Source organism: bacterium, assembly GCA_020444065.1.
Taxonomy (GTDB): domain Bacteria; phylum Sumerlaeota; class Sumerlaeia; order SLMS01; family JAHLLQ01; genus JAHLLQ01.
On sequence record JAHLLQ010000003.1, the window covers coordinates 1 to 14,031 of the forward strand.

Below are 14,031 nucleotides of genomic sequence, written 5' to 3' on the forward strand. Positions count from 1 at the left end.
AGCGCTCTCCACCGGCGCAAGCACTTCCAAGCGTGTGCCTCACAGGACGGTTACGTATTGCTGAACGCCGGAGGTCCGAAGTTGGAGTTGACGCCGGACACCATGAACTTCGGCGACGTGGAATTGGGGAGTGGTCCCGCCACTGTCTTTGCAATCCTTACCAGCACAGGATACATGGATCTGGAAACGAGCACGACACTGGTTGATGATGGCAGCGGCACCTTTTCGATCGCATCCCTGCCCGCAACACCGCTCGCAAACAGCACGAGCACAACGCTTGAAATCGACTTCGAGCCTGCTGGCCTTGGACTTGTCACCGGGTCGATCACCATGGAGACAAACACGACGAGCGGTACGCTGACGATTGCACTGAGCGGCACTGGGGTGGATACGACACCTCCCACCTCTTCTGCAGATGCATTGTCGGGTCCAATCAACACCGCTGTCTTCGACATTGCCTGGTCGGGCAGTGATACGATCGGCGGTTCGGGGCTCGCCGATGTCGAGTTGTTCTATCAGCGCGACGGAAGCGGGTACGTGAGTTACGGAACTGTCGTCGGTTCGCCGGTCAGCTTTGACACGGCTGGAACGGGCGGCGATGGAACGTACGAGTTCTATACCATCGCGACGGACAACGCGACGAATGTTGAAGCAGCTCCGGTCTCGGCCGATGCAAGCATCGTTGTGGATACACAAGCTCCCAGCAGCCAGGTGACGGCGCCGAGCGGTTCGCTTGTTCAGCCTTCGGCGGTGTTCGATGTCGAGTGGACCGGAGACGATGGAACGGGCACAGGCATCGATCATGTCGAGTTGTTCTATCAGAAAGACGGCGCGCGCGCGTTTGTGAGCTACGGCACGTTTGCATCGTCGCCGATCAGCTTCGACACGACCGGCACCGGCGGCAGCGGAACGTACGAATTCTACGTCGTCGGCACCGACATCGCCGGCAACACCGAATCCGCCCCGGCCACCGCCGACGTCACGGTGAACTTCAACGACGTGACCGGCGTTGCAGAGTGGCAAATTCTGAATCACTGAGTCATCCACCAGCTCTTGCAGGCGGCAGCGGGGAGATAAGCTTTCCGCTGTTGCCTGCAGGGCATTCACGTGCCGCCCGCGCCTTTGGTTCGGGGAACCATCGACATCGTATGAATCTCAATGGAGGGTTCTATCAATGCGAGTTGTGTTGAAGAAGAATCGACTGATTTGCGCAGTGCTCTTGGCGGTGTTGTGCGCCGGCTTCTCCGTGCTTTCGGCGCGCGCCTACTGCCAGTCTGCCGTAACGACGGCCTTTACGTATCAGGGGACGCTGAAGGATGCCGGTGCGCCGGCTGATGGTTCTTACGATTTCTCATTCGCTCTGTATGACGACGCCACTGCGGGGGCGCAGATCGGATCGACGCTGAACGAAACCGGCGTTGCCGTGGTGGATGGGCTCTTCGCGGTCTCGCTCGACTTTGGCGCCGGGGCATTCGATGGCGACGCGCGCTGGCTGGAGATTAGCGTCGGCCCGAACGGCGGATCGCTGACTTTGCTCTCGCCGCGGCGCGAGATTCACCCCGCGCCCCAGGCGCGCTTCTCGGTGGAGGCGGACTACGCGACGACATCCACGTACGCAATGACGGCCGGCGATGCTGATACGCTCGATGGGCTGGATTCGACGGACCTGCAGGAGCCGCATGTGTCGTTTGCAGCACATCTGGGCGCCGACTGGTTTGCAGGGGCCAGTCAGACGGTCGTCTTTGACGTCGAGGAGCATGATCATGGTGGAAACTACAATCACCTCACAGGTGAGTTCACTGCCCCTACTGATGGGGTTTACTTGTTCTCGCTGAGCGCTTACAATATGAATGGGGCCGGATTCTTGCAGGTCAATGGAACAGATTGGACGCTTCTGGCCTTCGGCGATAGCGTAGGAGGAGGAAGTCGGCTTCTCAATCTCGCCGCGGGGGATGTTGTCAGCATTCGGAACAGCAATGTACTCCCTGGAACCTCATTCAACTACACATCCTTCTCCGGCGTGCAGCTCTACTAATCATCACGAATCGCCTCGCATCATCTCCTCATTTCTGTGAAGGAGGCTCTCATGCCTTTGATAAGATATCGAGCGATGATCACGGCCTCCGTGATGATCCTCTTATGCACGATCTCCTTCGGCCAGTCCGGAGGACAGTTTGAAATCGCCCGCTCCGCAGACCAAAGCGGCGGGGTTCTTGCCGGTGGGGTTTATGAAGTCAACGATGCGATCGGCCAGCCCGATGCTTCGACTTCGAGCGCCGGATCGTTTGAGATAGCCGGCGGCTATCTGACCACCCTCGATACGACTCCGCCCGATTCCGCCGCGACCGTGGTGGATGCAACGCAGGTCGGTGGCGACATCACCGGCACGTACGGAGCAACTGACAGCGGCAGCGGTGTGGCCGCGGTAGCGCTCCATGTCAAGGAGCCCGGAGGAGCGTGGACGATTGCGGGCAGCGTGTCCGGCGGCGTCTGGGCGTATACTCCGACGGCCGGCGATGGGGCCTACGCCTTCGCGACAGTTGCGACGGACAATCTGAATAACGCCGAGGCCGCGCCGTCCGGGAGCGATTCCGGTGACGTGACCGTTCTGTACAACGAAGTGGCCGACAGCACGTATGAAATCGCGACGGTTGCCGACGGTGCGTTCCTGTTCCCGATGACCGATGCCTTGGACGTGACGATCACGTTCAGCGGCGGTGCGTCCGGCGGGCCGATCGTCGTCAGCCGCACGACCGGCGATGTGACCGACGGCGGCTACAACGCGGCGGCGCTGATCGATGAGATGCTCTCGATCACCGGCTCGTTCAGCGGATCGGCAACGATCACGTGGACGTTCGATCCGGCCAGCGACAACACGCTCAGCGGCGCGCTCGACACGGTCTTCCAGTTCGAGGGCGGCGTGCCGATCAACCAGTACAGCGTCACGCCCAGCGGCGAGACATTGACCATCGGTCCGCTGACAAGCTTCAGCGACTGGTACGCGGGTAGCAACAATGCCGGCGTTGCGGAATGGCAAGTGCTGAATCACTGAGTTTGCACCAAACTCCTGACGCCGAAGCCCCTCCCAGCAGTGGGAGGGGCTTTGGTTTTGGGTGTGTAGACTGTGCCCCCCTCTCTTTATCGCTGCTAATGGAATTGACAACTCGGGGCAGTTCTGGCCAGATTCAGGTTACCTGAACATAACCTATCGGTTTTTCGATTCCGGCGGTTTTGCGTGTCCACTTTTCTGAGGGAGAGGGCAGGATCATGTCGCTATTTGCTCTTATCCGAAGGATGACGATATCCAATGGGCGGTTTGCCTGGCGGGCGGCTCTGGCGTTGATTGCTGTGGCGGCTTTTGTGCCGTCGGCGTCGGCCGCGACGAGGTTGGAGGCTCCGGAGGAGAATTTCTTCTCGTCCGGTGGCGTCGATTGGTTGGGGCTGGAGTATCTGCTGCACGTTCCGGACAAGGGGAACATCTGGCTGGCGATTCCGAAGAATCACGACCTGGAGACGGGGCCGCTCGCTGTGCGGCTGGTTCTGGACCCTGTCGGCGTGGAGATGGGGGTCTCTGGATCGGAGCGTCCGTCGATCACGGCTCTGCAGGCACAGATGGATGAGCTGTGGCACAATCCGCGGATCGCGAATCGTCCGGCGCAGCCGTACCTGGGCGAGATCCGTCTCCATGCGGGGCCGAATATCCCGCAGGGGTGGTTTCGGTGCGATGGAAGATATCTGGCCATTTCCTACAACACAGATCTCTTCGAGGTGATCGGGAATACCTATGGTGGCGATGGGCGAACGACGTTCGCCCTGCCGGATCTGAGGGGGCGTGTGGCGGTGGGTGTCGGCGCAGGACCTGGGCTGAGCAATCGGAAGCTGGGCGAGGAGTTCGGCGCTGAGTCGGTGATCCTGGATGTGACGCAATTGCCGGCGCACGATCACACGTTGAGGGCGACGAATTCCTCCGCCACGCAGACGCAGCCGGCGGGCAATGTGCTGGCGACGGCTTCGACGCCCCAGTATCTCAATGCCTCCACGTCTGTCGTGATGGGGACTGATTCTATTGGTGTCACTGGCAGCAACGCCCCCCACGCCAACGTGCAGCCCTCGACGACGTTGAGCTACATCATTGCCTATCATTCTAACGATGCGCGCTCTATTGTTCCGAACGCCTCCAAGTGGCCTGTCTCGCCGGAACTGGCATCGCCGCGCTGGCCGATCGCGGACATCGGGACGGGTTCGGCGGTGATCGTCGACAACGCGCGCGATTATCCCTGGAACGGGCGCCTGGAGATTTTCACTTCCGGTGGCGTCGATTACACGGGTCTCGAAATCGTTGAACACGAAGATGGGGTTGGGACGATCTGGTATGCGATTCCCGCGGATCAGGATCTGGCGGCCGGCCCGGTCGAGCCCATGTTTGTCCTCAATCCCGGCGCCGGTGATGCAACCCCGCCGGCGGATGGGCGAGTAACGATTACTCTCGAGGGATTTGGGACGCGGCTATTCGCCATTTCTCAAGTCATGCTCGATTTCCGTCTGGGTGGATGGGGACAAGGCGTGGAATTCAATTATGATCTTGAACCTCGCGCGACGCGTCTCGACCAACACAGCGGCTTACAGTTCACGTCCGGTGGGGTCGATTACCTTGCTATCGAGATGCTGCAGCACGAGGATGGCATCGGCACCATCTGGTTCGCGATTCCAAAGAACCATGATCTCGAAGCCGGACCGGTGGAGGGGTACATCGTTCTCGCGCCGGATCGCGTAAATCCAGTTTAAGGGAAGTGGGGGGACACCCAGTGATTACCTCACGACCTTTCCGGATCCTCTCTTGCGGAACGGCGATGCTGTTCCTCCTGGCGATGAATTGCGTCTTTGCCCAGGCGGTGACGAGCACGTACACGAGCCGGGCGGATTTTCTTGCAGAGATTCCGTACGACACGGCGGAAGTCGATTTCGAGTTTATCTCTGCCGGATCGACCTTCCCCTCTAATGTCTCGATCGGTACTGTGTTCTTTTCGCACAACGCTGGCGGATTGGATTTTCAGGTCAGCGATGCCTACGACCAGACGACACCCGACGGCGCAAACGCGTTGGGGCTCAGCACGGAGGATGAGTTGTTCTGGTCGGGCGACGAGGTTGTGATGACGACTGGCTATCCGGTCGCGGCCTTTGGCATCAGTATCATTGCCAGTCCCGGCGATGTGCAGCCGGGCGATTTGACGTTGTTTGTCGAGCCGGATGTCTTCATTGCGAACAGCGCAACTCCCGACGCGTTTCTTCCCGACGGCGGCGAGGTGTATTTCTTCGGCCTGATCATCCATGGTGCGACGGAACTGGATCGTTTCTCTACGGCGATTCTCTCGACCGACGATCCCGAGGGGCTCGGGTACTTTGTCTTCAGTATCGATGATGTGATCCACGAAGCAGACCCCGCCATTCTTATCAACAACTGCGGCCTTGTGGCAGGGCAGAGCATTCGCCTGGTCAGCGACAATCCGAGCGGTGCCATCGGCCTGCCCGCCGGAACGTGCGGCTATGTCGCTTGCACCAACGTGAGTGCTGAACCTGGAGTGCTCGTTTCCTTCGAGAACTGGCAGCATGGCATCGATGCGATGGTGGATTGCACGGGACCGATTGCGTTTCCGCCCAGATCGCTTTGGTGGGTGAGTTGTTCGGATGTTGTTGCCGACGTATCATGTCCCGGCCCGCCGCCGGTTCGTTCTTACGATGATTTTGACGATTTCTTCGCCGACCACGGGGCCGGCTCCTCCAGCATCGACTTCGAATCCGCCGTCGCGGGGTCGACGTATCCGCCACCGGTCACCTTGGGTGGCGTGACGTTGTCGCATTCTGCTGCAGGGGCGGACTTCCTCGTGACCGACGATTTCTCGCAAACGACGGCGGGAGGAAGCAACTCGGCTGGACTCGATACGGCGGACCGCGCCTTTCTTTCGGGTGATAGTGTGACCATCGACTTCTGCATCCCGGTAAGGTCTTTTGGCCTGTTTGTGATTGGCAGTCCCGGGGACGTGCAAGCGGGCGACTTCACATTGACCGTTGGCCCAGGGACCTCCGTCAGCAACGGTGCAACACCCAGCGCGATTCTGCCCGACGGCGGTGAGGCGTACTTCCTCGGCCTGGGCGTTGAATCGTCGATCCCCAGCGTTCTCTCTGCGACCTTGATCAGCAATGACACCGCGGGGCAGGGCTTCTACGTTTTCAACATTGACGATCTGATTTTCCCGACGATCGAAAACAATCCGCCAACGAATATCTTCTTGAGCAATAACACGATCGAGGAGAATAAGCGGAATCTCTGGAATGTTGGGTGGTTTAGTGTCTTGGATGATGATCCGGTCGATTCGCACGTGCTGGAGTTGATCGATGTCGATCCATCGCCGAGCAGCTTCTCGTTCCTGCTGACGGGAAATCTGCTTCGTACGACGAGGACCCTGGATTACGAAGACATTCCGAGCTATAAGCTATTGATTCGCTGCACCGATAACTGCGGCGCTGCGATCCAGAAGGTCTTCACGATCGAGGTTATCGATCTGCCGCCTTGTACTGTGCCCGGCGCGCGTGTCGAGACCATTGCGCCCGATCCTTCCGGCGCATCCGCTTTGCCGATTGGCAGTGCCGGCACGGTGATCTGCACGCATCCTACTGACGAGACAGTGCTACTCATCTCGTTCGATGGATGGGACCTCGGCACGAACGACACCGGCGATTGCGACGGCACACCGTTAGGTTTCGCCGCTGACTCGCTGTGGTGGGTGGAGTGCAGCGAAGTCCAAGTTACCGACCAGGATCACTGGCTGACGTTCTGAGCGTTGTGTGTATTGCGTTCTACCTCACGGATTCCGCGTCTTCACAATGTCCGCGACGTCGAGGACGCCGTCGCCGTTGATGTCGTTGCCCGCGAGTTCGTTTTCTCCCATCAACAGGCTGGCGGCGATGGATTCCTGCGCGGGGCGCTGGAGGACTTCGGCGCTCAGTGAGATGGAGAATTCGGGCCGGTTGTAGTCGTTGGTCGAGAATGTGAGATCACCAGACAACGTGGCGGCGTTTTGCGTTTCGAGTTGGAAGCGAAGAGTCTGGGAATGGCTCGGCGCGATCGGATCGACGGGCAACTGCGTGAGTGTGAATCCGCTGGGGACGGAGGCGTTGGAGATGACGAGAGGCGCGTCGCCGGTGTTCTCGATCAGCAGTTCTGCCTCGACGGGAGTTGCGCCAACGAAGTGACTGCCAAGATCGACCAAGGAGACGCCGCTTTCGAGGGCGTTGCCCTGGTATCTCGCAGCTATCTCGGCATCGAGGACTTGTGCGGTGAAGGTGAGTTCGAATGGCGAGTCGTTCACATCGTTGCTGGTGATCTGAAGTGTGCCTTCAAAGGTGCCAGGGAGCGACGTAGCGAGATCCACGGTGAAGCTCTCGGACTCGCCGGTGGGGATCGTCATTGGGGTCAGAGAGATTGTGTAGCTGTTGGTGATATCGGCGGTGGCGATGATGAGATCGCTATTGCCGATGCTCTCGATAAGAAGCGTCGCGGAGAGCGGCGTGCCCAGATAGTTTGCCTGGCCGAGATCAATCGGACCCGCGTCGTTGGCGAGGGGAGTTCCGCCCTGGCTGACCTGTATTGCGGGCGCCGTGATTGTCGCGGTGACGGTGAATGTGAATGTGCTCTCGTCGAAATCGTTCGAGTGAATTTCCACTGTGCCGGAGAAGTCTCCCGCGGTGGTTGTTGGTAGCGCAACTGTGAGCGTCGCAGAGCTGCCTGCCGTGACGGCACTGGGGGCGCCTTCGATCAGGAAGCCACCCGTTGCCGTGACGTCTGCGATCTGAAGGTCGGCCGCGCCGACGTTTCGGATTGCGAATTCACTGCGCAGCGATTCTGCGCCTGCATCCGTTGAGCCAAGATCGAATGGACCCGATCCGCTTGCGATGGGTGTCACGCCATTCAGGACGGTGATCTCGGGAGTTAGGACGGGGATCGGTGAGGGCTCCAGGAAGTCGGTCGGATCTTCGTTGTCGATGTATCGGGCTCGCACATTGTCGGTCTGGTTCAGTTCCAGGATTCCATTGCCCGGCACTGCCGTTCCGAACTGCATCGGCAGCCCGGTGGAATTGATGAATGTGCCGGTTTTGGTGCCGGTTTCGTTGACGACGATGATTTCCTGATCGGCGGAGTTGCTTGTGCTGATTGTAACGGTGCTTGTATCGCGGAGGGATCCGCTCGTGTTTTCATCGCTGTCGATCAGCTTCACAAAGACATCAGAGCCTAAAGCGATTTCCGAGATGAGATTGCCGTTGGCGTCCGACAATCCAAGCCCGATGGCCGGGACGCGCATGACTCCCGATCCTTCCTCAATCAGAGAGCCGTAGTTGTTGAAGCCATTCGGATTTCCGAGGCTAACTTGCGTGCCATCGGAGATCTTGAAAGCCGAGCCCGACGCGATGAAGCTGGTGGAAGTCGGACCTCCGGTCGCGGAGCCTTCCACGAGCGTGACTCGAACGGACTCTCTGAACTCCATATAGCCGGCAAAGGTGAATGTGCCTTTCGCGTCGATGCTCGAATTGTTGGTGGAGGAGAATTCGAGAGTTGAGAAATCTACGGGTTGCGGACCAAAATCGCAGACGGCATCGCGTGTGACAATCTGGGCTAAGTTCTTCATTACGAACGTCCCCGTTGTGACCTGCAAATCACCGCGGACAGTCCACCACCCGGTGTCGTCGATGAATGCGCCGCCATTCTGCGTGAAATTGCCTCGGACTTCTGGTCGGAGGAATTTCTCCGGGAGGATGGAGCCGGTGTAGTCTGCATCGATTGTGAAATTGTTGAAGACTGGCGAACCGTTCAGCACGCAATCCTTGGAGCTGGTCGCATTGAAGATGACGTCGTCCGTTGCGCCCGGCACGCCATCGGGATCCCAGTTCGCGGCTTCGTCCCAGTTCTCCGTCGCACCGCCGCCATCCCACACAAGGGGCGGCACGATGATGCTTTCGTCGAGTGTGTCGGAAGGATCTTCGTTGTCCTGGTAGTGCACGGTGAGTTCTTCGTCGCCGGATTTCTGAAGGATGCCGTCTCCAGGCACTGCCGCACCGGTTGCGGTCATCAGCGGCGTTGCGTTTCGGAAAAAACTCGAACGCACATCGGTTTCATTCAGAACAAGGACTTCCTCGTCGCCGGTGGTGGCGCTGCGGACGGTGACCTCGGTCGTTTCGGCCACAGCGCCATTCGTGTTTTCATCGAAGTCATCGAGAGTGATGTAGACTTCGCCTCCATCGGGAACAGATCGCACGGCATTGCCGTCGGCGTCAGTGAAGCCAAGGCTCTTGGCGGGATGCAGCATGACACCGGGGGGATTCTCAATGACAGTTCCATAGTTTCGGAACTCGCGAATATCGGACAAATCGACTTGGGCCGACGGCTCGATAGTCACCGTGTTGCCGTTGATGATGGTGAAGTCGGAGCGGCCGCCAATAAAGTCGAGGCTTCCATCGAAGAGATGAATGTCAGCCGATGTTCCGGATGCGACGAAGGAACCATAGACGTTATCGAGGACAAGATTGCCGCGGATATTGACAGTGACGGGAGTTCTGCTGAAAACGCTGAAGCCCGAAATGTTGAGGCCGGATGGGCGAACGTCAAACTCCTGGATTCCAGCGCCCTGGATAGTGAAAGCGCCTGGCGTTGCGGTGCCGCCGGAGAATCGGAAATCGCCGTAGAGTTCCTGGCCGACAGTGCCCCATTCGATTGCTCCGCCGGACTGCTGGAAGTCGCCATAGATCTGGGCGGCCGCACGATCAAAGACAATCGTTCCGATATAGGTCGAATCGACCGTCATGTTGTTCATCGGGAAGTAGCCGAAATCGAGGAGCACGTCTTTGTTGCTGGTTGCGTTGAAGACGACGCTGTCGAATCGGGTTGGAACGGAGTCGGTGCTCCAGTTCTCGGGTTCGTTCCAGGAATCGGTGGCTCCGCCGCCGTCCCAAACGAAGTCGGAGACCTGAAGAGGGCGAGAGATCGTGTCGTTCGGATCTTCTGCGTCGGTGTAAACGGCGAGCAGATCTTCGTTCGTCGCAAACTGCAGAATGCCGTCGCCCGGGTTCGCTGCCTGATCGCTGGTCAGCAGCGGCGTGCTGTTTCGGAAGAGTCCCACCGTCATATCGACTTCCTGCAGTGTGAGAACTTCGGTGTCGCCAGTGGTTGGGCTGGAGACCGTGACCTCGACGGTGTCGATCGCTTCAGAGTCGAGGTTCTCTTCGAGGTCGATCACCGTGACGAAGATGTCGCCGCCGGGCGGCAGCGAGGAGACGGCGATTCCTTGCGAATCGGTGAAGCTCATCGCCTGCGCATCGAAGAGCAGAGTGCCAGTGCCTTCTTCGATTCGCTTGCCCTGGTAGGTCGAGAACTCAAGCGCCTGGCGGGCGTCGATGATGACGCCGTCCTCCAGGATGATGGTCGCCTTCTGGTGCAGGTAGGACGACCCCGCGCCAAGGACGACGCTCGATCCCGTCTTGAATCGGAATGTTGTCGTGCGCGCAAACGCGGAGAGATTGAATGAAGAATCGACCGACAAGTTGACGTCGAAGTCGACGTTGATATTATCCCACGTCGACATGTCGAAGATCGGAGTGACGAGCGGATTGGCGACGCTCTGGATGACGCTCGAGCGCTGCTGGCGCATCAGAATGCGGCCAATATCGGCCGTGCCGCCGGTGTGGATGAAACTTCCTCGAAAGAGGGCTGCGCCGCTCGTTTCGAATGTTCCCGATCGGAGAATGAAATCTTCCTGGATCGTGATCTCCGGCTGGCAGGAAAACGTCCCCGTATAGCCCGTATCCAGCGTGAGGGAATTCACGAGAATGTTGGCGCCGGCCAGGTGGCAATCTTCGACGGAGGTTCCGTTGAAGACCACGTCGTCGAGCTCGCTGGGGATGCGATTGAGGTCCCAGTTGTCGGGGTTGTTGAAGAGGCCGTCGCCGCCGGTGTCGCTCCAGGTGATCGTCTCCGCAGAGACCGCAACGGGCAGAGCAAGCATCAGAAGACAAGCAACGAAGAACCGCATGGTAACCCCAATCCGCCCGCTGTGGGCGCCTTCACTGGATTTGACTTCGTCCCAAAATCGCCGCCCGGGGCGGAGTCCCTCGACGGCCCACGCGCCAAATGCTCCGCCCGGGTGACGAAAACGGCGGAACTGGTGCGGTGAGCTGAGATTAGGGCAGATAGCAGTATTCAGGCCCCGAGAGGGGGAGCGGCGGAAACGTGTCTGGCTGAAACAAGGGCTGTTGTCCCTCGAGCAGGGCGATGGAGCAGGTTAGTGGCGCAGGCCCCGCAGGAACAAGCGAGTGAATCGCAATGTGTAGACGGCTTCGGACAAGGCGAAGGGCACCATCTTCAGATGCCACCACACTCCGATCGGAGTGAGGAGCTTCCATTTTCGGCTGCCATAGCGTTTCCAGAATTCGTTTAGCCACACGCGCCGCATCGGCAGTTGAAATGTGCGCTGGATCCAATCACCAACACCATGCACACGCCCCGTCAGATCCTGCATGTGCCTGCTGACGCGACCGGCCATTCCGTCGCTTCGGGTACGAAATTCCGTCTCCAGAATCACGTTCTGGAAGATGTAGTACTCTCGCAGGAAGAGGCCGAGATATCGCATGTGACGCCACACTTCGCTCAGGACATGCGACAGGATAGAGGCTCGGGAGTAATCAGGCCGTCTCTCCTTGAATGGGCGGTGTCTGTAGAGTCCTGCGGTCATGGGATGCGATCGCTCAACGAGATATGCCCACCGGTACCAAAGGAATCCTTTGATCAGGCGCCAACGAGCTGAGGAGTCTTTATGGGCAATGAGTGTGCTGACCATATTGTCCATGCTGTAGAATTGACGGACGGCCTGATTGTAGGCATGCATCCACTCCTGCTCGCTCATATGTTCATGTTCATAACTCACGATCGTTGAGTCGTAGTTATTGAGGTCCGGACTCATGGATTGTCCCGCCATAAGGGCTTCGACCCAATCCTGACTACCCGGCAGCAGTGCCTTTATAAAGAAGGACGCTCGCGACATACCAGCCCTCAACAGCAGGCTCACGTCAGCTCGGATGCTCTCTGGAGTGTCGTGTTCGAAGCCAATCATGTATCCACCCTCGGGGGCGATACCGTGGCGGTGGCAATCGTTGAAGAAGGCGGGCAATTGCTCGACAGAATTCTGTTTCTTGTTCGCTAGGAGGATGTTCTTGCTGTTCATGCTTTCGATTCCACAGAAGAGTCCCTTTCCGCCGGCAGCCGCATATGCCTCAAGGAATCCCTCATTTGGGCCCGAGTTGCAGAGAACGTCGGCCTCAGCCCAGATATCGAATCTGCAGCCTTGATCCTGGAGCCCCTTCAGGCCAGACAGCAATTCACGCCAGTGAGGATTGCGGGCGAGATTGTCGGAAGCGAATAAGACGGTGATGCCTTTACCATAAGCTATGCACTGCTTGCGAACCCACTCCACCAGTGCTTGCGGATCTCGGCTTCGTACTTTGCGCCCGTGGGCCTGTATGGCTGCACAGAATCTGCATTTGAATGGGCAGCCACGCTCGGTGTCCACGGCTGCCACAGGCGAGGCAAAAGCTTGGAGATACCGTGTATCGTATATGCATCCGGGATCATTGATTTCCAGGGCCAATCCCGCTTCGTAGTAGTTCTTCTCGCGCCCTTTCACCAGATCTTCCAGAACATGGGCCCATGCATGGTTAGCATCTGCATCCCCGTGGAACACAACGACGCCTTGTGTTTCCAGGAGGCGTTGTATCTCTGCCGGCATCGTGTGCGGGCTTGGAACACCCGGGCGTAGTGGATCAATGGTGCTGATGCCCTTGAGGGAGGCGTTAATACTTGCCGTGATGTGTGGGCCTCCCCATACAACACGGGCGTCGTGTGACAAGGCGCCACGACAAAGGTCCAGTGCGCGCGGAAACTGATTGCTCTGGACACCGACGAGACCAACGACGAGCAGTGTGTTTTCTCGAGGGAATTTCTTCAGCAAGCGGCGAAAGGCCCGCTGTTGTGCCCGAATGCTGTCCTCGAAGATATGAACCTCGGTTTCTATGCCGGCGAAGCTCGGGAGATTCAGAGCCTCGTTTGTCAGGCTTTGCAGCACACGGAGCGTGTTGCAGGGAATCACACCACGGGCGTACGTTTGAACATATGAGCTGCCGCCGGACCGGTCGGCGTGGTCGTAGTTGGAGGGATGAACGAGAGCAATAACCAGGCGCCGAGGTTCGGAGTAGTGGTTTGTCGGATTTGGCCTGTACTGGGCAGTCGATTTCATGGGAGTTCATCCTTTCCATTTGGCGAATTTGCAGTTCGTCTCCGAGCACTTGCTCTTCTGAACGATTGCTCGGTGGGTACTCGGCAAGCGGGGTTACTTCTATCTCGAGTCTGCGGGTTCAGTGTTGCTCCTTCCATGTCTCCTCAGAGACATCCTCGGCGAGGAGGAACACCTGGATCATCGTGCCATTGGCGAAGGCATGAACGACCGAGCCTGTGTTCAGATCGACTTCAGCGGCTGCTTCCGTCACGTCGACGCCTGTGATATGTTTGATTTCCAGGCGCATTGCCTCCGAGGAGTTGGCGAAGAGTTGGCGGTGGAACTCTTGAAGTTGCACCGCTCCGGCAGGGCTTGCCGCCATCGCGCATTCTGCAGGACTGAGGGCACCATGCATCGTGATCACCAGAGTGTTGCCAGTCAGAACCACCGTGACTGTCCGCGGTTCATGGCCAGTTCTCTGTCGCTGGAGAGCGATGGCAGCCTGGGCTACTTGTTGGGCAATGGTCTGTTCGCTTCTGCACATGAGGCATACCTCTGAGTGCTGCCGTCTTTCGAGATCCGGCGGGGCAAAAAAAAGGACGCAGTTCCACACCGTTGTGTGGGGACCGCGTCGGGTTACTCTTAGAACGTGCTTCCTGGCCTCAGCCAAGCCGCCTTTTCTCTAGTCATCCAACCGCTGCAGGGCCAATTGCTGTTG

General features: G+C 58.6%; 8 protein-coding genes. 5 read left to right on the top strand and 3 right to left on the bottom strand.

The features are described from left to right. The 5 genes from KQI84_07895 to KQI84_07915 all read left to right on the top strand — a co-directional run. Nucleotides 1–1,038 (top strand): hypothetical protein (locus tag KQI84_07895; GenBank protein ID MCB2154795.1); only part of this gene is annotated, 1,038 nt, incomplete at its 5' end. Between the two features lie 136 nt (nucleotides 1,039–1,174). After that, complete coding sequence (locus KQI84_07900; protein MCB2154796.1) at nucleotides 1,175–2,035, top strand: complement C1q domain-containing protein; 861 nt, start codon at nucleotides 1,175–1,177, stop codon at nucleotides 2,033–2,035. A gap of 51 nt (nucleotides 2,036–2,086) precedes the next feature. Further along, nucleotides 2,087–3,052 (top strand): hypothetical protein, encoded by a 966-nt coding sequence (locus KQI84_07905; GenBank protein ID MCB2154797.1) that lies wholly within the window; start codon nucleotides 2,087–2,089, stop codon nucleotides 3,050–3,052. 560 nt (nucleotides 3,053–3,612) lie between these two features. Further along, nucleotides 3,613–4,785, top strand: a complete 1,173-nt coding sequence (locus KQI84_07910; GenBank protein MCB2154798.1) for a tail fiber protein — start codon at nucleotides 3,613–3,615, stop codon at nucleotides 4,783–4,785. A gap of 20 nt (nucleotides 4,786–4,805) precedes the next feature. Further along, nucleotides 4,806–6,836 carry a cadherin repeat domain-containing protein gene (locus tag KQI84_07915; GenBank protein ID MCB2154799.1) on the top strand — a complete coding sequence of 677 codons (2,031 nt, stop codon included), beginning with the start codon at nucleotides 4,806–4,808 and terminating at the stop codon, nucleotides 6,834–6,836. A gap of 24 nt (nucleotides 6,837–6,860) precedes the next feature. Here KQI84_07915 and KQI84_07920 read toward each other — a convergent pair whose 3' ends face one another. From KQI84_07920 to KQI84_07930, 3 genes are all read right to left on the bottom strand, one after another. Continuing rightward, entirely contained in the window at nucleotides 6,861–11,078 is a 4,218-nt protein-coding gene (locus KQI84_07920) for a choice-of-anchor D domain-containing protein (GenBank protein ID MCB2154800.1), read from the bottom strand. 249 nt (nucleotides 11,079–11,327) lie between these two features. Further along, on the bottom strand, nucleotides 11,328–13,163 hold the full coding sequence (locus KQI84_07925; protein ID MCB2154801.1) for a radical SAM protein: 1,836 nt from the start codon (nucleotides 13,161–13,163) through the stop codon (nucleotides 11,328–11,330). 289 nt (nucleotides 13,164–13,452) lie between these two features. Further along, on the bottom strand, nucleotides 13,453–13,857 hold the full coding sequence (locus tag KQI84_07930; GenBank protein ID MCB2154802.1) for a DUF2294 domain-containing protein: 405 nt from the start codon (nucleotides 13,855–13,857) through the stop codon (nucleotides 13,453–13,455). Between the last annotated feature and the right edge of the window lie 174 nt (nucleotides 13,858–14,031).

Bases quoted from the DNA above. Each gene is read 5' to 3' on its own strand.
- KQI84_07900 (MCB2154796.1), top strand. From the start codon at position 1,175: ATGCGAGTTGTGTTGAAGAAGAATCGACTGATTTGCGCAGTGCTCTTG.
- KQI84_07910 (MCB2154798.1), top strand. From the start codon at position 3,613: ATGGATGAGCTGTGGCACAATCCGCGGATCGCGAATCGTCCGGCGCAG.
- KQI84_07920 (MCB2154800.1), bottom strand. From the start codon at position 11,078: ATGCGGTTCTTCGTTGCTTGTCTTCTGATGCTTGCTCTGCCCGTTGCG.
- KQI84_07905 (MCB2154797.1), top strand. From the start codon at position 2,087: ATGCCTTTGATAAGATATCGAGCGATGATCACGGCCTCCGTGATGATC.
- KQI84_07930 (MCB2154802.1), bottom strand. From the start codon at position 13,857: ATGTGCAGAAGCGAACAGACCATTGCCCAACAAGTAGCCCAGGCTGCC.